Source organism: Mycolicibacterium sp. HS_4_1 (assembly GCF_054515875.1).
Genome location: NZ_CM137261.1, coordinates 4657020 through 4672879, shown reverse-complemented (window position 1 = coordinate 4672879; position 15860 = coordinate 4657020). Strand labels below are relative to the sequence as shown.

Here is a 15860-nt window from a genome sequence, read left to right as displayed (position 1 = left end):
CTAGGTGGTCGCGAACGAGTACACCCCCGGTCCTGTTGGGCCGGGGGTGTACTCGTGTTCGGTTCAGAAGGCTTGGTCGTAGAACCCGTTGGTGGTGTTGACGTTGTCGTGGTTGTCGACGCTGTAGTGCGGACCGATCGGGGTTCCGGTGGTGGCCTGAGCGGGAACGGCCAGACCCAGGACGGCGGCGGTCATGCTCGAAGCGATCAGAGTGGCAAAGCCGTACTTCTTCATTTTGAACCCCTTCTTCGGTTGTTGTGATGCTCTGATGGTTGAAACTGGTTGTGCGGCAGGATCATTCCGATCGGCAGGATTTGATGCACCGTTGGCAGAAATAAGTCTTTCGCGCCGAGCGGAGGCCTGCGCAGCGGGGTGTGCTGGCCTTCATCGAGAAGCGCCCGCCCAACTGATCGGCGGGCCGGCGGGCGCGCCAAGAATCCACCAAGGCTGCCGCGTCACTCTCTGGCCATGAAGAAGACATTGATCGCGGCATTCTCGATCGCCGGTGTCGCGGCTCTGCCGCTGGCCGTTGTGGCGAACGCCTGCGGCGGCACGGGGGAGCTGCCCGCCAACAACGATTTCGTGACCCCGTCGGGGAACATCGTGTGCGCTGTGTACTCCCAAGGCGAAGGTGTGAATTGCCAAGTGCGGGAACATGCCTGGGTGCAGCCGGCGTCAACGGTGGGGCCGTACGGCCGTCCCTGCAATTTCAACTTCGGCGGCCTGGAGTTCTACGTCAGCAAGGGCAATCCCGGGAAGCTCGGCTGCTATGAAGGGTCGAGCAATTTCACCGCCTCGAACCTCAAGACCCTGGACTACGGCCAGACCTATACCCAAGGCGCGATCAGCTGCGACAGCGAGCTTTCCGGGGTCACCTGTACCGACACGGCCACCGGGCACTTCATCCGCGTCTCGCGCGAGAGTTACGACTTGGGCTGAGTAGTTGACGGCTCGGCCACCCACGGCGCACTGTGATACATGTCATATGTCCGTTCGGACATATGCGCGCAGAGAGGCGGCCGCTCATGACGACGAAGGACAAGTACACCCAGGTACCCGACCCGTACTCGTGGGATACCGCCAGTGGCGGCGACGCACGCTTCACCTGGGAATACGACGACGGCCGGGCGCGCCTGCTGTCCCTGTACCAAAAGGGCAAGGACAAGCAGTGGGACGCGCAGTCGCGCATCGACTGGTCGCAGGACGTCGACCCGATGAACCCGATCGGCCTGCCCGACGAGTTCCACCCACTGTTCGGCAGCCCGATGTGGGACGCCGCCGACGAATCGCGCCGAGCCGAGATGCGCCATCACTCCCAGGCCTGGCAGTTCTCGCAGTTTCTCCATGGCGAGCAGGGCGCGATGGTGTGTGCGGCCAAGATCGTCGAGGTGGTCCCGGATCTGGACGCGAAGTTCTACGCGGCGACCCAGACCATGGACGAGGCTCGGCACGTCGAGGCGTTCTCCCGATTCCTGCAGGAGAAGGTCGAACTGGTCTACCCGGCCAACAAGAGCCTGACCGCACTGCTGGGGGACACCCTGCGCGACTCACGCTGGGACATGCCCTACCTCGGCATGCAGGTCCTCATCGAAGGGCTCGCGCTCGCCGCCTTCGGGACACTGCGTGACTTGGCGGCTCCGGGCTCGCTGGCCAAGCAGGTGCTGGCGTACGTCATGCAGGACGAGGCGCGGCATGTCGCTTTCGGCCGAATTTCGTTGAAGGACTACTACTCCGAGCTGACCGAAGCTGAGCGGGACGAGCGTGAAGAGTTCGTCGTGGACGCCTGCTATCTCATGCGTGACCGATTCCGTGGCGAAGAGGTTTTCGAGACCCTCGGCCTCGACGTCAAGGCGTGCGCCGAGTGGGTCGACACGGCGTCACCCATGATGAAGCAGTTCCGCGCGCACCTGTTCAGCCGCATCGTGCCGATCGTCAAGGACATCGGGTTGTGGGGTCCCAAGGTGCAGGGTGCGTTCGCGGACATGGGCGTCCTCGACATGGCCGGCCTCGATATCGAGGCGCTGATGAAGGCCGATGAGGATCAGGCCGAGGCGCTCGACAAGGCGCACGCCGAGATGGCCGTCCGCGCAACAGAAGTCGACCAGATCATTGCGCAGGCGGCGAGTTAGGGTCGCCGCAACGTCGTGGAGACGTGCACCGCTGAGGTCAGGGTCCGGTGCACGGGGCAGCGTTCCGCGATGGCAAGCAGCTTTTCCCGTTGGTTGTCATCGAGGTCGCCGATCAACTCGATGTCACGATCGATGTGGTCGACCATGCCCTGTTCCGTCTCGCACTCAGCGCAGTCCTTGGCATGAATCCGAGAGTGGCGCAACGACACCCGCACCTGCTCCAGCGGCAGTCCTTTCTTGTCGGCGTACATCCGCACCGTCATCGAGGTGCAGGCGCCCAACGCGGACAGCAGCAGGTCGTAGGGTGACGGGCCGGCGTCGTCGCCGAACGGCCGTGGCTCGTCGGCGATCAACCGGTGCCCACCGGCGATGATCTCCTGCGTGTAGGTCCCCGCGCCACTCTCGGCGACGGTGACGGTGCCTTCGGGCGTTGGTGTCGTCATGAACGTCTCCTCATCAAGTTGGCATCACATTCGTTCGACCCATTGGGCGCGGGATGGACCAGGCTCGAATGCTTCAGTGAAGTACTGGGTCTCGCGCACAACCTCGGTACCCGAGAATTCCATGATGCTCACGGTGTAGAAGGGTCGCCCGTCATACGTCATCACCAACTCGGTGAGCCACAGCTCATCCGAACCGACGATGCGCCGTACCGCGAAGTGCTTCACGTTCGGCTGGGCGGACCTCGATGCCTGAATGTTGTGCCGCCCGCGGATTCGCTCACCCGACTGCGGATACTCGAGAACCGCGTCGTCGCGGTAGATTTCGTGTTCTGCGGTGAAGTCGTTGGCGTCGGATGCCGCCCAGTGCCGCCGCAGAGCGGCCTCAATGTCGTCGCGCATCGATGTTCTCCCTGGCCGCGCCGCGATACCTCGTCCACGACGCTAGTCGCAGCGGAGCGGTTTCGCAGCCAAAGATAGCCGACCGGTCGGCTAATATTGTGGGGTGCCGCGACCAGCCAATCCCGAAGTCCGCCGGCGACTGCTATCTGCGGGGCTCGATCTCGTGCATGCGCACGGATTCGCCGCCAGCGGCGTGAAGGACATCACCGACGCGGCGGGTGTGCCGAAGGGTTCGTTCTACGCGTATTTCCCCAGTAAGGAGGCATTCGCGGCGGCGATCCTCGAGCACTACTGGTCCGATATCGAGGCGCGGATACTGCCCTTGCTGGACGCTGACGGATTGGCGCACGAGCGGATCACGCGCTTCTTCCACGCGCTTGCCGACGAGCACGAGTCCGCCGACTTTCTGCTGGGTTGCCTGGTCGGAAACATGTCTCTGGAGCTCGGCGGGTCCAGTGAACCGGTGCGCGCCGAACTGACGCGCATCCTCGATCGCTGGGATGAAGCGCTTGCCGACTGCGTGCGATCAGGGCAGGGCAGTGGTGACGACATTGCCGCGGACCGCGGAGCGTCCGAGTTGGCGTCGGTGCTGATCGAGGCGTGGGAGGGTGCGGCTTTGAGGGGCAAGGTCACCCGTAGCCGCACGCCGTACGACCGATTCGAAGCGGTCACGCTGCCGGCGCTGCTGCGCTGATCCGCGCTGTTGCGCACGCCACTGTCGACCGCTCTTGATTCATAGACGACCGGTCATCTATTCTGGTGGTGTCAACATCCACCGACCGCGAAGGCTGTGCCATGGCAGACCACCCCAACTGCGCCAAGCCGCTGCGCCCCGCCTTGCCGAGTTCCGGTTTTGCGCTCGACCATGCGCATGCGGCGCTTGTCGTCACCGACCCCCAGATCGATTTCCTCAGCCCCGACGGCGTGGCGTGGTCGGTGTTCGGCGCGAGTGTGGAAGAGAACAAGACCGTCGCGCACGTCGGCGAACTGTTCGATGTGGCCAAGCGTGCCGGGCTCACGGTCGCAGTCTCGCCGCACTACTTCTACCCAACTGATGAGCAGTGGCGGTTCGGCGACCCGCTCGAGCAGTTCATGGGCGGTGTCGGCATGTTCGCGCGCGCCGGCGCCTACACGATGGACGGTTTCGCCGAGTCCGGCGCGGACTTCCTGCCCGCGTACCGGCGACACATCCATGACGGCCGCACCGTCATCACCTCACCCCACAAGATCGTGGGCCCCGAGTCGAACGACCTTGTGCTGCAATTGCGCAAGCGCGGCGTGACGCAGGTGATCCTGGCCGGGATGGCCGCCAACCTCTGTGTCGAAGGGCACCTGCGCGAACTCGTCGAACAGGGCTTCGAGGTGGCCGTGGTCAAAGACGCCACGGCGGGTCCACGCCTGCCCGAAGGCGACGGTTACCTGGCCGCGCTGGTGAACTTTCGATACCTGGCCAGTGCGGTATGGACCACCGTGCAGGCCGTCGCCATCATCGGCGGGAGCGTCGACGGCAGCCAGTGAACCTCGAAACACATTGCCGCTAAGTGCTTTCCGAACGAAATCCATCAGTGAACAAGGAGATCAGGATCATGACACTCAACGACGATTTGAGACAGCGACGTTTCCCGCTGAACAACGGCAGCGGCGCAATCCCGGCCCTCGGGTTCGGGACTTCACTGTCCGACAACACGAAGACCGAGGCCGCAGTGATCGCAGCGGTCGAAGCTGGATTCCGCCACCTCGATGCCGCCGAGCGTTACCGCAATGAAGCGCAGGTCGGTGCGGCGCTGAAGGAACTGTTCGCCAACGGGACAGTCCGCCGCGAAGACCTGTTCGTGACCACCAAGTTGTGGAACAACAACCACCGCCCGGAACGGGTCAAGCCCGCGTTGCAGGCGAGCCTGAACAGGTTGGGATTGGACACGCTCGACCTGTACCTGGTGCACACGCCGTTCGCGTTCCAGCCTGGCGATGATCAGGATCCCCGGGATGTGCATGGGAACGTGATCTACGACAACGGCGTCACCCTGGCTGAAACCTGGGCTGCCATGGAGCATCTCGTCGACGAAGGGCTTGTCGGCGCGATCGGACTTTCTGACATCAGTGCCGAAAGAACCAGGGACGTGCTGGACTTCGCGCGGATCAAGCCGGCAGTTGTCCAGGTGGAGGCACACCCGTATCACCCGCAGTGGGAACTGTACGAGCTGGCCAAGGGCCATGGCGCCATCTTGTTGGCGTTCGCGTCGCTCGGCCATGCCCTCGAACCACGATTGCTCGACGATCCGCTCATCGTCTCGATGGCGCGGCAGTTCGATATGACGCCCGCACAGGTCTTGCTGGCGTGGGGAATCCAGCGTGGCAGCGCGGTGCTGACGGCATCGGTCACACCTTCCCGGATCGCCGAAAACTTCGCTGTCGCAGCACTTCCCGATGATGCGATCGACGAGATCAACGAACGCCTGGACACCCGCATCCGATTCAACTCCGTGGTCGACGGGGGCGAACCTGGGTTTACCGAAGTGCCTTCGGATCGCTGAAAGGAAGTCCGGCCATGACGAAATTGCTTTACCTGCAAGCGTCTCCGCGCAAGAGTGATTCGACGTCGAGGCAGATCGCCACGGCGTATCTCGATGCGCTGACGGCAGCCAACCCGCACCTCGAGATCGATATCCTCGATCTGTGGGACACAGAACTTCCTGCATTCGATGGCGACAAGGCGGCTGCGAAGATGAACGTCATCAAAGGAGCCGGGCAAGATGGCGCCGGAAAGTCGGCCTGGGATGAGATCGTGGCGATCGCCGACCGCTTCACGTCTGCCGACCGGTATCTCATTTCTTCGCCGATGTGGAACTCCGGAATTCCCTACCGGCTCAAGCATTTCATCGATCTGGTTCATCAGCCGGGCATTCTGTGGAGTCTGGACCCGAAAGCCGGCTACCGGGGACTGCTCACGGGGAAGCATGCCACCCTGGCTCTCACCTCCGGCGTGTACGCACGGGGTGTCGTCGAACCGGCATTCGGAGTAGACCATCACGCGGCATACCTGCGCATGTGGCTCAATCAAGCTGGGATTCGGGAGGTCGACGAATTGCGATTTCAGCCCACGATGCTGACCGATAATCCGGCCGGTGATCTGGCAAAGGCTCTTGAAGATGCGGAGAAGCTTGCGGCGGTGCATGGCTACGTCTGACGGCGGTCCGTGAGATGAGAGCGATGGCAGGCGTCGGGATGTCGGCAGCGCTGCCCACCGTGGTCACCGCTGCGGATGGCGTCGCCAGGTGTCGGTGGGCGACCGAAACGGGCCGGGATTTGCGGACCTATCACGACCAGGAATGGGGTGTGCCGACCCGCGATGACACTGCCTTGTTCGAGTTACTCGCATTGACATACTTCGAGAACGGGCTGTCCTGGGCGGCTGTGTTCGACAAGCGGGACAGTCTGCGTACCGCGTTCAGCGGATTCGTACCGGCGTCCGTCGCCGCGATGACCGCCGACGACGTCGAGCGGTTGATGGCTGACACCAGCATCATTCGCAATCGGCGAAAGATCGAGGCCACCGTACACAATGCCCGGCTGCTGTCGAAGCATTCGCTCTCGCAGTTGTGCTGGCAGCATGAACCACGGCAGCGCCATCGACTCAGGAACTGGGATGACGGCCGGATGGCCAGCCCTGAGTCCATTCAGCTGTCAGCGGCGTTGCGGGAAGCCGGGTTTCACCTGGTCGGTCCGGTCGTCGCGCACTCGTTCATGCAGACCGCGGGAATCGAGAACGGCCACTTCGAAGGTTGTTTCCGGGCCTGAGGTGGTGCTATTCGTTGCCGGCAAGCGGAGCCAGGATCAACCGGCACGCCAGCTGAATTTCGGCTTCGGTCTCGTCGGCGGAGATCCGCCCGTTCAGGCTGGACTGCAGGATGCCGTGCCAGGTGTGCTGAACCAGGCGCATCAGCGAAATATCTTGTGGCCCCGGATCATCCACCCGGCAGATGGTCAGCAGCATGCTGCGTACCTGGCGGTCGATATGGCCCACCTCGGCCACCGCCGTCGCGTCGGCGGTGTTCAGTGAGTTGAGCATGGCGGCCGTCAGGTGGGGCTGACGCAACATCGGACGCGTGGCGCGCGACAGGACGTCGAACACGCGATCGGCCGCGGAACCGGCCGGGGCCTTGCGGCGATGGATGCCGTCCTGCATCTGGTCCACGCGGTCGGCCATGAGGCCGACGAACAGGTGGGTCTTCGAGGGGAAGTAGCGGTACAAAGTGCCGAGCGCGACGCCGGCGGCGCGGGCGACCTCGTTCATCTGTACCTGGTCGGCGGGTTTCTGTGCGGCAAGGGCCGCGGTGGCCTTGAGGATCGCGTCGCGGCGCTGCTGCTGCACGGCGGAGCTGGGCTCAGCGGCCGGGCGGGGTTCGGCGATTCGTGCCAAGGTGCAGCTCCTTTTTGGGTCTGGAGCGAATTCTAGTTGTTGGGTAGAGTCCCAAAACTGAAATTGATTCTAGTAACCTCTGGAGGTTCGGACATGCCACGATTCACGCGGGACGAGCTGATGGCCGCGCTCGAGCACTACACCAAGGTCGTCGAGGTCTGTTCGAGCACCGGTGACTGGGCCCCGTTCGCCGATCTGTTCACCGAAGACGTGCACTACATCGAGCACGCCTACGGCGAGATGCACGGCCGCGAGGCCGTTCGCGAATGGATCGTGGGCGTGATGAAGCCGTTCCCGCACATGCGATTCCCGCACACCTGGGTCGCGATCGATGAGGAGAACGGCGCCATCGTCACCGAGATCATCAACGCCCTCGACCATCCGACCGAGCCGGGCAAGGTATTCGGCTTCCCCAACATCACCCGCCTCGTCTATGCCGGGGACAACCTGTTCTCATCTGAGGAGGACGTCTACAACCCCGTCCGCGATGCGCCGAGGGCGGTGGGCGAGTGGCTTCAGGCCGGCGGGGTCATGCAGGCCGAGCCGATGGCCGATAAGCATGGCTGACGCCGTGAAGCTGGTCTATGCCTTGTGGGGCTCGGGTTTGGACACGGCGCTGCAGTCGAGGCAACTGCACGTTCTGCTGCGGGCCGCGGGCGTGAACCGGTTGCAGATCAACGTCGACGACGAGGACGTCAAGGCGGCGATGTTGCGCATCACCACATTCGACAGCCCGGTGGCCGCGGTGGTCAGTGTGTGGACCGCCGACGGATCGAAAGAGGTCGTCGATTCGATTTCAGACCTGCTGGCGGCGATCTCTCAGCGCAGTGCCGGCTGGGAGGTCGAGGAGACGGTGCGCCTGGATCCGCCCAGCGTGGAAAACGGGGTCCGGACGACGGCGCTGGCGCAGATCGGATTTCTGCGCATCCCGGCGGGGCTCGACCCGGCCGACTGGCTCGAGATTTGGCAGGGGCAGCACACCAGCGTCGCCATCGACACCCAGGACACGTTCGGCTATGTGCAGAACCGGGTGCTGCGGACGGTGCACGGCGCCGACCGGGTCGACGCCGTCGTCGAGGAACTGTTCCACATGGCGGCCATGACCGACGCACATGCGTTCTACGGCAGCGGCGGCGACGATGCCGAACTGCAGCGTCGCATGACGCTCATGGTCGAGAGCGTCATGCGCTTCGGCGCTCACACCAATCTGGATTCGGTGCCGACCAGCAGGTACTGCTACGCGCTCTAGCTGCCGTGGATGAGGTCGTGGATGTCTCCGTCGTCGACGGATTCGTCTGCCACGAACAGCAGTTCGTCGCCGGCCTCGAAGCTGTCGCCGGATTTCGGCACGATGATCCTGCTGCCGCGCTGCACCGTCACCAAGAGCGTGTTCGGCGGCAACGTCATGTCCCCGAATGTGCGCCCGATCAACGGGCTGTCCGGTGGCAGCGTGAACTTTGTCAGATTGGCGTGACCCTGGCGCAGCCCCATCAGCCGCACCAGGTGACCGACGTCGATGGCGCCCTCGACGCCGACGGCCATCGCGTGCGGCGTGGACACCGCGACGTCGACACCCCAGTCCGCGGTGAACAGCCATTCGTTGGCCACGTTGTTCACACGAGCGACCACCCGCGGCACGCTGAATTCTATTTTCGCCAGCAGCGCCATCGCGAGATTCGCCTTGTCGTCGCCGGTCGCGGCGATCACGACGTCGCACATCTCGATGCCGCATTCCTCCAGCGAGGCCACCTCACAGGCGTCGGCCCACAGCCAGTCGGCCTCGGGGACCGTGTGCGGTTCGTACTTGTGGATGTCGCGCTCGATCAAAAGAACCTTGTGGCCGTTGGCGACGAGTTCCTGCGCCACCGACCGGCCCACCGCGCCGGCGCCGGCGATAGCCACGCGCATGCCCCGGGTGCTCACGCAGTCATTGTCACCCACCGGCCGGATACATTTGGCTCGGCCGTGGCCGCAGATCTGAACGGGGACCGATGACGCTGGAGGAGATGTACCGGGTGCTGCTCGTCGGTGCCCTGGTGCTGCTGGCCAGCATCGTGGCCACCAGATTGGCCACCCGGGCCGGTCTCCCCAGTCTGTTGCTGTTCCTGGGGGTCGGTGTTCTGCTCGGGGAAGACGGCATCGGACTGAGGTTCGACGACGTCACGCTCGCCCGCGACCTGGGCACGGCCGCACTCACGATGATCCTGATCGAAGGTGGTCTCACCACCCACTTCAGTGACGTCCGAAAGAGCATGGCGCCGGCGGCGGTGATGGCCACGCTGGGCGTGGCCATCAGTACCGTGGTCACCGCGGCAGGCGCGCACCTACTCCTCGGCCTCCATTGGCAGCTCGCACTTCTGCTGGGCGCCATCGTTTCATCGACCGACGCGGCGGCGGTCTTCTCCGTGCTGCGGGTGCTGCCACTGCCGCGGCGGCTGGCTGGTCTGCTGGAAGCCGAGTCGGGTCTGAACGATGCGCCGGCCGTCATCCTCGTCTTGATGTTCAGCGCGGTCCCGCTGCATTTCGAGGCGGGGGAGGTGCTGCTCAGCCTCGCGTATGAACTGCTCGCCGGAGCCGGGATCGGCGTTCTGTGCGGCTATCTCGGTGCCGTCACCCTGCGCCGGATCGCGCTACCGGCGTCGGGCTTGTACCCGCTGGCCACCTTCGGCCTGGGCACCGTGGCCTTCGCCGCATCGGGGGTGGCGCACGCGAGCGGATTCCTCGCCGCGTACGTGACGGGCTTGGTGCTGGCGAATTCCGGACTGCCGCATCGGGCCGCCACCCGATCCTTCGCCGAAGGGCTGGGCTGGCTGGCTCAGATCGGGCTGTTCGTCCTGCTCGGATTGCTGGTCAACCCGAGCCAGCTCGGCCGCGACGTGATCCCCGCCGTCCTCGTCGGCCTCGTCTTGCTGCTCCTGGCCCGACCACTGTCAGTGGTGTTGTCGCTGATCGGTTTTCGAGTGCCGTGGCGAGAACAGGCCTTTTTGTCGTGGGCGGGGCTGCGCGGCGCGGTGCCGATCGTGCTGGCCACCTACCCGATCGTCACGGGCGTCCCCGACAGCTACCGGCTGCTCAACATCGTGTTCGTGCTGGTCGTGGTCTTCACGCTGGTCCAGGGACCCAGCCTGAAGCCGATAGCGCACTGGCTCGGGCTCATCCGCCGTGACATCACACGCGAGCTTCAGGTGGAATCGGCGCCGCTCGACGTGCTCGACGCCGAGCTGCTGACCCTCACCGTCTTGCCGCAATCGCGGCTGCACAACGTGACCGTGCTCGAACTGCGGCTGCCCGATCCGAGCGTCATCACGCTGATCATCCGCAAGGGTCACACCTTCGTGCCGCAGCCCGACACCCGCATCGAAGCCGGTGACGAGCTGCTGATCGTCAGCACCAGCACCACCCGCGAGGCCACCGAGCGCAGACTGCGCGCGGTGAGCCGCCGCGGGAAACTTGCCTACTGGTTCGACGAGTACGGCGAACCGGACTAACAGATCCGGGGTAGCTGCTCTCCGATGGGCAGGTCCACCACGCGAGTGCCACCGAGCGCGGTCCGGGCGACGACCATCCCGGGATGCTCGGTGACGCACTGACCGATCACCGCGGCCCGCGCGCCGAGTGGGTGGCTGCGCATTGCGGCCAGCACCCGATCGGCATCGTCGGCGGGCACGAAGGCCAACAGCTTGCCTTCATTCGCCACCTGCAGGGGGTCCAGGCCGAGGAGGCCACACGCGTCGCGAACCTCGGGCGGGATCGGGAAGGTGCGTTCGTCCAGCGCCACCCCGACGTGCGCGGTCTTCGCGATCTCGTTGAGCGTCGCGGCCACCCCGCCCCGGGTGGGATCACGCAGGACGTGAAGGTCTGCGCCGGTGTCGATCATCGCGGCTACCAGTCCGTGCAGCGGCGCGGTGTCGCTGGCCACCGTGGTCGCGAAGGTCAGACCGTCGCGGCAGCTCATCACCGCGACCCCGTGCACGCCGATGTCGCCGCTGACGATCACGGTGTCACCGGGCATGGCCCGCTGCGGACGGATATCGACGCGCGGGTCGACGACGCCGATTCCCGCGGTGTTGATGAACACGCCGTCGCCGTGGCCGGAGTCCACAACTTTGGTATCGCCGGTCACCAACCTGACCCCGGCTGCGAGCGCGGCGGTGCCGACGGCCTGCGCCACATGGGCGATCTCCTGCAGCGCGGTGCCTTCTTCGAGGATGAACGCCGTCGACAGCGCCAGCGGTTGCGCGCCGGCCATCGCGAGATCGTTGATGGTTCCGTTGACCGCGAGATCACCGATGGTGCCGCCGGGGAACGTCAACGGCTTGACCACGAATGAGTCGGTGGAGAACGCCAACCGGATGTCTCCGACCGCTATGACGGCCGAGTCACCCATACCGGCGTCGGCCGCCGGACCGAATGCCGGCAGGAACAAGTGCTCGATCAGTTCGGCCGACATCGCGCCGCCGCCGCCGTGTCCCATCACAATGTTCGGTGCATCGCGCAGCGGAGTCGGGCAGACCCAGGACTCGATGTCGATTTCAGGCATGTGTCACCTCGAGGCGCCGGTAGAGGTAATAGGCAGCGCAGGCGCCCTCGGACGAGACCATCGTCGCGCCCAGCGGGTTGCGCGGAGTGCACTCCTTGCCGAATGCGGCGCACTCGTGCGGTTTGATGAGGCCCTGAAGCACCTCGCCCGAGCGGCAGATGGCGGATTCGGCGGTGTGGACGCCCGTGACCGAGAACCGGTACTCCGCGTCGAAATCGCGGTAGGCAGCCGAGAGGCGCCAGCCGCTCTGGGGGATCATGCCGATCCCGCGCCAGGTCCGGTCGGTGACCTCGAAGACGTCCTCCAGCATCGCCTTGGCCGCGGTGTTTCCTTGCGCCTGAACGGCTCTCGGATAAGCGTTCTCCAATTCGTGCCTGCCGGACTCCAGCTGAATCACCGTGCGTCGGATACCTTCCAGGATGTCCAGCGGCTCGAATCCGGTGACCACGATGGGGATCCGGTACGTCTCGGTCAGTGCCGGATACTCGTCCGTTCCCATGACGCAGCACACGTGCCCGGCGGCCAGAAACGCCTGGACCCGGCAAGTCGGTGACTCCATGATTGCCGCGATCGCCGGCGGTACGAGTACATGCGACACGAGCAATGAGAAGTTTTGTATACCAAGTCTTTTGGCCTGATAGACGGTCATCGCGTTGGCGGGCGCAGTCGTTTCGAATCCGATGCCGAAGAACACCACCTGCCGGTCCGGGTTGTTCCGTGCGATGGTCAAGGCATCCAGTGGTGAGTACACCACCCGCACGTCGCCGCCTTCGCTCTTTATCCGGAACAGGTCCTTGGAGCTGCCCGGCACCCGGAGCATGTCGCCGAAGGAGCAGAAGATCACGTCGGGCCGGCACGCGATCTCGAGGGCCTTGTCGATCATCTCCAGCGGAGTCACGCACACCGGGCAGCCCGGGCCGTGGATCATCTCGATCTGGTCGGGCAACAGCTGGTCGATGCCGTGACGGATGATCGAATGTGTCTGCCCGCCACAGACTTCCATGATCGACCAACGTCTGCTGGTGGCCGCCCTGATCTGGTCGACGAGCTTACCCGCCAGCTCGGGATTGCTGAACTCATCCAGATACTTCATGGTGTCACCTCGGTTGCTTGACGTGCGGCGATCGTGAACCCGTCCCCGAACTCCTCATTGAGTACGCCGAGGTGCTCGAACTCGGCCAATGTCTTGAGCGCCGATTCCTCGTCGAGTCGTTGGATGGCGAATCCCACGTGGACGACGACGTATTCGCCGACCGCCGCGTCCGGGATGTATTGCAGGCAGACCTCTTTCTGAATGCCGCCGAAGTCGACGAGGGACATCAGAGTGCCGTCCCGCTCGGACAGGCTCAGGATTTTCCCCGGAACTGCCAAACACATGGGAGTGCTCCTCTTCTCAGTTCGAATTGCCCACCAGTAGTTGGCCCAAAGCGATGCCCCCGTCGTTGGGCGGGACGTGGCGGTGGGTGATCACCTCGAACCCCTTGGCGTGCAGACCACCCAGCACCAGCCCGAGTAGCAGCGCGTTCTGGAACACGCCCCCGGACAAGGCGACGATGCGGATGCCGGTCACTGCCGACTCGAGCTCGGCGAGCTCCACGACGACCCCGGCCACCGCCTGGTGAAAGCGCGCTCCGATCACGCCGGCAGGAGTGCCGGCACGCTGATCGTCGATGACGGCCCTGAGCACCGGCGTCGGATCGACGAGCACGGGATCGCCCGCAATGATGTCGAAGACGTAAGTGACTGCGCCGCAATCTCTACCGCGGGACAGGCCCTCCAGCTCAATGGCCGCTTGCGCTTCGTAGTCGACGGTTTGCCGCACGCCGGCCAGTGCGGCCACGGCGTCGAAGAGCCGGCCCATGCTGGAGGTCGGCACACAGCCAAGTCCCGTCCGCAGCTGGTGGGCCAGGACTGCGCCCTCGTCGTCTGGGCAGCCCTGTACCGGCGGCAGATCGTCACTCCATGGCAAGCCTGCGGCCCACAGGTGCGAAAGCGCCATGCGATACGGTCGCTCGACGCTGACGTCACCTCCGGTCAGCGGCGCATATCGCAACTGCGCCACTCGCTGGTAGCCCTTGTAGTCGGCAACCATCACCTCGCCGCCCCAGATTGCACCGTCGGGGCCGTAACCCGTTCCGTCGAAGGCGAATCCGAGCACCTGGCTGCTGCCGTCCAGGCCATGCTCGGCCATCACCGCGGCGATATGGGAGTGATGGTGCTGGACCGTGCGGACCGGCCGTCCGCCGGCATTACGGTGTGCCCACGCGGTGGAGCGGTAGCCGGGGTGGGCGTCGGCGACCAGTTTCTCGGGGACCACGCCCGTCAGCTCCTGCAGATGTTGTTGCGCCGCATCGAACGCCGAAAGGGTGGCCAGGTCGTCCATATCGCCGACGTGCTGGCTCAGCCAGGCATACTTCCCGTCGGCCACGCCGAATGTGTTTTTGAGATCGGCTCCGACGGCCAACGTCGGCGCGACGGGGACTGGCAGCGCGACGGGCAGCGGCGCGTAGCCCCGTGACCGGCGGATCGGCATTTCGTCCCGGTCGATCACCCGGACCACCGAGTCGTCACAGGGCACCAGGATCGCCCGATTGTGCAGCAGCCAGCCGTCGGCGAGCGCGGCGAGGCGGTCCACGGCATCGGCGTCGGTGAAGCAGATCGGTTCGCCGCCGAGGTTTCCCGACGTCATCACCAGTACTTCAGGACCCGGCCCGTCGCCGGGCAGTCCGAACAGCAGCGCGTGCAGCGGGGTGTACGCGACCATGACGCCGATGTCCGGATTGTGCGGCGCGACCAGAGCAGAGAGGGCGGTGTCTGTCCGCTTGGGTAGCAGCACAATCGGGCGTTGGATTCCCGAGAGTAGCTGTGCGGCAGCATCGTTCACATCGGCGATACCACGCGCCGTCGCCAGGTCGGGAACCATCACCGCGAATGGCTTGTCTCCGCGACGCTTGCGCCGCCGCAGCGTTGCCACCGCTGCGCCGTTGGCGGCGTCGCAGGCCAGGTGATATCCGCCGATGCCCTTGACCGCAAGAATGCCGCCGTCGCGCAACAGGTTCCGTGCACAGCGGAGGCCCGCTTCGCCGCTGGTGGTGATGCCGTCGTGGTCGCGGAAGTTCAGTGACGGCCCGCACTGCGGGCAGCAGACGGGCTGCGCGTGAAAGCGACGGTCGGCCGGGTCGGCGTATTCGCGCGCGCAGTCCGGGCACATCGGGAAATCGGCCATGGTGGTGGTGGCGCGGTCGTAGGGAAGCGTCGCGATGATGGTAAAGCGAGGCCCGCAGTTCGTGCAGTTGACGAACGGGTGCCGATAGCGCCGATCGCCGGGGTCGCGCTGCTCTGCTGCACAGTCGTCGCACATCGCGACGTCGGGAGAAGCGAGGGTACGGCCGCCGCCGGAGTGCGAGGTGTCGGTGATGGCGAATCCGGTGCCGCCACGTAACGGAATATCTTGTTTCTGAACAGATTCGATGATGGCCAGCGGCGGTGGGTGGTTCTTCAGCCGATCCAGGAAATCCCCGATGGCGCTGGTGTCGCCTTCCACCTCGATGATCGCCCCGGAGCTGTCGTTGCGTACCGAACCGCTCAGTCCGAGTGCCGCCGCGGTCGTGTAGACGAATGGCCGGAAGCCGACGCCCTGGACGACGCCGTGTGCGCAGATGCGTAACCGTTGGCGTGTCATGAGGCGCCTCGGTCGTCGTTGCCCATCAGTTTGAGCCCGTCCAGCGCCGCCGCGGCGCCTGCGGCGTCAGTCTTTTCGAGGACGAAACCCATGTGGATGATCACCCAGTCGCCGGCATCGAACGTCTCGTCTGGCAGCATACCGACATTGACCTTGCGTGGCTCACCGGCGACATCAACCAAGGCGAGCTGGTCGCCGTAGCCGTCCAGCATCTGGATGACCTGCCCCGGGATACCCAGACACATCG

Annotated in this window: 20 protein-coding genes; 10 read left to right on the top strand and 10 right to left on the bottom strand. The window is 64.9% G+C overall.

The genetic code is table 11. The annotated features are described in order from the left end of the window. Positions 1–63: 63 nt before the first annotated feature. Positions 64–234: a hypothetical protein gene (locus ACX12F_RS22565; protein WP_459366555.1), complete on the bottom strand. Its 171-nt coding sequence runs from the start codon at positions 232–234 to the stop codon at positions 64–66. A 234-nt stretch (positions 235–468) separates the two neighbouring features. Between ACX12F_RS22565 and ACX12F_RS22560 the strand changes: the two genes are divergently transcribed. Then, positions 469–939, top strand: coding sequence for a hypothetical protein (locus ACX12F_RS22560; protein ID WP_459366554.1), 471 nt, complete (start codon positions 469–471; stop codon positions 937–939). A gap of 86 nt (positions 940–1025) precedes the next feature. After that, the gene (locus ACX12F_RS22555) at positions 1026–2129 is read left to right on the top strand and encodes a ferritin-like domain-containing protein (protein ID WP_459366553.1); all 1104 of its coding nucleotides are present in this window, start codon (positions 1026–1028) and stop codon (positions 2127–2129) included. On the opposite strand, the gene ACX12F_RS22550 is transcribed toward ACX12F_RS22555, so the two are convergent. Next, positions 2126–2572, bottom strand: coding sequence for an OsmC family protein (locus ACX12F_RS22550; RefSeq protein ID WP_459366552.1), 447 nt, complete (start codon positions 2570–2572; stop codon positions 2126–2128). The two genes, ACX12F_RS22555 and ACX12F_RS22550, sit on opposite strands and share 4 nt — an antisense overlap. A gap of 24 nt (positions 2573–2596) precedes the next feature. Then, complete coding sequence (locus ACX12F_RS22545; protein ID WP_459366551.1) at positions 2597–2971, bottom strand: nuclear transport factor 2 family protein; 375 nt, start codon at positions 2969–2971, stop codon at positions 2597–2599. Positions 2972–3074: 103 nt separating this feature from the next. Between ACX12F_RS22545 and ACX12F_RS22540 the strand changes: the two genes are divergently transcribed. The 5 genes from ACX12F_RS22540 (at position 3075) to ACX12F_RS22520 (ending at position 6769) form a co-directional block, all read left to right on the top strand. After that, entirely contained in the window at positions 3075–3665 is a 591-nt protein-coding gene (locus ACX12F_RS22540; RefSeq protein ID WP_459366550.1) for a TetR/AcrR family transcriptional regulator, read from the top strand. Positions 3666–3766: 101 nt separating this feature from the next. Beyond that, positions 3767–4489: an isochorismatase family protein gene (locus tag ACX12F_RS22535; RefSeq protein WP_459366549.1), complete on the top strand. Its 723-nt coding sequence runs from the start codon at positions 3767–3769 to the stop codon at positions 4487–4489. A gap of 68 nt (positions 4490–4557) precedes the next feature. Beyond that, entirely contained in the window at positions 4558–5505 is a 948-nt protein-coding gene (locus tag ACX12F_RS22530) for an aldo/keto reductase (RefSeq protein WP_459366548.1), read from the top strand. Positions 5506–5519: 14 nt separating this feature from the next. Next, entirely contained in the window at positions 5520–6158 is a 639-nt protein-coding gene (locus ACX12F_RS22525; RefSeq protein ID WP_459366547.1) for an FMN-dependent NADH-azoreductase, read from the top strand. A gap of 23 nt (positions 6159–6181) precedes the next feature. Next, positions 6182–6769 (top strand): DNA-3-methyladenine glycosylase I, encoded by a 588-nt coding sequence (locus tag ACX12F_RS22520; protein WP_459366546.1) that lies wholly within the window; start codon positions 6182–6184, stop codon positions 6767–6769. A gap of 7 nt (positions 6770–6776) precedes the next feature. On the opposite strand, the gene ACX12F_RS22515 is transcribed toward ACX12F_RS22520, so the two are convergent. Next, entirely contained in the window at positions 6777–7391 is a 615-nt protein-coding gene (locus ACX12F_RS22515) for a TetR/AcrR family transcriptional regulator (protein WP_459366545.1), read from the bottom strand. Between the two features lie 93 nt (positions 7392–7484). Here ACX12F_RS22515 and ACX12F_RS22510 point away from each other — a divergent pair, with 93 nt between their 5' ends. Together ACX12F_RS22510 and ACX12F_RS22505 are read left to right on the top strand one after the other, a co-directional pair. After that, positions 7485–7958: a nuclear transport factor 2 family protein gene (locus ACX12F_RS22510; RefSeq protein ID WP_459366544.1), complete on the top strand. Its 474-nt coding sequence runs from the start codon at positions 7485–7487 to the stop codon at positions 7956–7958. Further along, positions 7951–8640, top strand: coding sequence for a hypothetical protein (locus ACX12F_RS22505; RefSeq protein ID WP_459366543.1), 690 nt, complete (start codon positions 7951–7953; stop codon positions 8638–8640). The genes ACX12F_RS22510 and ACX12F_RS22505 overlap by 8 nt, the downstream gene beginning before the upstream one ends. Here ACX12F_RS22505 and ACX12F_RS22500 read toward each other — a convergent pair. Then, positions 8637–9299, bottom strand: coding sequence for a potassium channel family protein (locus ACX12F_RS22500; protein WP_459370463.1), 663 nt, complete (start codon positions 9297–9299; stop codon positions 8637–8639). The genes ACX12F_RS22505 and ACX12F_RS22500 overlap by 4 nt on opposite strands. A gap of 83 nt (positions 9300–9382) precedes the next feature. Between ACX12F_RS22500 and ACX12F_RS22495 the strand changes: the two genes are divergently transcribed. Then, positions 9383–10879, top strand: coding sequence for a potassium/proton antiporter (locus ACX12F_RS22495; RefSeq protein ID WP_459366542.1), 1497 nt, complete (start codon positions 9383–9385; stop codon positions 10877–10879). Here the strand turns inward: ACX12F_RS22495 and hypE are convergent. The 5 genes from hypE to ACX12F_RS22470 are packed head-to-tail and all read right to left on the bottom strand — an operon-like array spanning position 10876 to position 15858. Further along, positions 10876–11931 (bottom strand): hydrogenase expression/formation protein HypE, encoded by a 1056-nt coding sequence (gene hypE, locus ACX12F_RS22490; RefSeq protein ID WP_459366541.1) that lies wholly within the window; start codon positions 11929–11931, stop codon positions 10876–10878. The two genes, ACX12F_RS22495 and hypE, sit on opposite strands and share 4 nt — an antisense overlap. Next, a complete protein-coding gene (gene hypD, locus ACX12F_RS22485) occupies positions 11924–13024 on the bottom strand; it encodes a hydrogenase formation protein HypD (protein ID WP_459366540.1) in 1101 nt (366 codons plus the stop codon). The genes hypE and hypD overlap by 8 nt, the downstream gene beginning before the upstream one ends. After that, positions 13021–13308: a HypC/HybG/HupF family hydrogenase formation chaperone gene (locus tag ACX12F_RS22480; RefSeq protein WP_459366539.1), complete on the bottom strand. Its 288-nt coding sequence runs from the start codon at positions 13306–13308 to the stop codon at positions 13021–13023. The genes hypD and ACX12F_RS22480 overlap by 4 nt, the downstream gene beginning before the upstream one ends. Positions 13309–13324: 16 nt before the next feature. Next, positions 13325–15613, bottom strand: coding sequence for a carbamoyltransferase HypF (hypF, locus tag ACX12F_RS22475; RefSeq protein WP_459366538.1), 2289 nt, complete (start codon positions 15611–15613; stop codon positions 13325–13327). Then, the gene (locus tag ACX12F_RS22470) at positions 15610–15858 is read right to left on the bottom strand and encodes a HypC/HybG/HupF family hydrogenase formation chaperone (RefSeq protein WP_459366537.1); all 249 of its coding nucleotides are present in this window, start codon (positions 15856–15858) and stop codon (positions 15610–15612) included. Before ACX12F_RS22470 ends, hypF begins: the two co-directional genes overlap by 4 nt. Positions 15859–15860: the final 2 nt, after the last annotated feature.

Coding starts and splice junctions, on each gene's coding strand:
- ACX12F_RS22565 (WP_459366555.1), bottom strand. CDS start 234: ATGAAGAAGTACGGCTTTGCCACTCTGATCGCTTCGAGCATGACCGCC.
- ACX12F_RS22560 (WP_459366554.1), top strand. CDS start 469: ATGAAGAAGACATTGATCGCGGCATTCTCGATCGCCGGTGTCGCGGCT.
- ACX12F_RS22555 (WP_459366553.1), top strand. CDS start 1,026: ATGACGACGAAGGACAAGTACACCCAGGTACCCGACCCGTACTCGTGG.
- ACX12F_RS22550 (WP_459366552.1), bottom strand. CDS start 2,572: ATGACGACACCAACGCCCGAAGGCACCGTCACCGTCGCCGAGAGTGGC.
- ACX12F_RS22545 (WP_459366551.1), bottom strand. CDS start 2,971: ATGCGCGACGACATTGAGGCCGCTCTGCGGCGGCACTGGGCGGCATCC.
- ACX12F_RS22535 (WP_459366549.1), top strand. CDS start 3,767: ATGGCAGACCACCCCAACTGCGCCAAGCCGCTGCGCCCCGCCTTGCCG.
- ACX12F_RS22530 (WP_459366548.1), top strand. CDS start 4,558: ATGACACTCAACGACGATTTGAGACAGCGACGTTTCCCGCTGAACAAC.
- ACX12F_RS22525 (WP_459366547.1), top strand. CDS start 5,520: ATGACGAAATTGCTTTACCTGCAAGCGTCTCCGCGCAAGAGTGATTCG.
- ACX12F_RS22520 (WP_459366546.1), top strand. CDS start 6,182: ATGGCAGGCGTCGGGATGTCGGCAGCGCTGCCCACCGTGGTCACCGCT.
- ACX12F_RS22510 (WP_459366544.1), top strand. CDS start 7,485: ATGCCACGATTCACGCGGGACGAGCTGATGGCCGCGCTCGAGCACTAC.
- ACX12F_RS22505 (WP_459366543.1), top strand. CDS start 7,951: ATGGCTGACGCCGTGAAGCTGGTCTATGCCTTGTGGGGCTCGGGTTTG.
- ACX12F_RS22500 (WP_459370463.1), bottom strand. CDS start 9,299: ATGCGCGTGGCTATCGCCGGCGCCGGCGCGGTGGGCCGGTCGGTGGCG.
- ACX12F_RS22495 (WP_459366542.1), top strand. CDS start 9,383: ATGACGCTGGAGGAGATGTACCGGGTGCTGCTCGTCGGTGCCCTGGTG.
- hypE (WP_459366541.1), bottom strand. CDS start 11,931: ATGCCTGAAATCGACATCGAGTCCTGGGTCTGCCCGACTCCGCTGCGC.
- hypD (WP_459366540.1), bottom strand. CDS start 13,024: ATGAAGTATCTGGATGAGTTCAGCAATCCCGAGCTGGCGGGTAAGCTC.
- ACX12F_RS22480 (WP_459366539.1), bottom strand. CDS start 13,308: ATGTGTTTGGCAGTTCCGGGGAAAATCCTGAGCCTGTCCGAGCGGGAC.
- hypF (WP_459366538.1), bottom strand. CDS start 15,613: ATGACACGCCAACGGTTACGCATCTGCGCACACGGCGTCGTCCAGGGC.
- ACX12F_RS22470 (WP_459366537.1), bottom strand. CDS start 15,858: ATGTGTCTGGGTATCCCGGGGCAGGTCATCCAGATGCTGGACGGCTAC.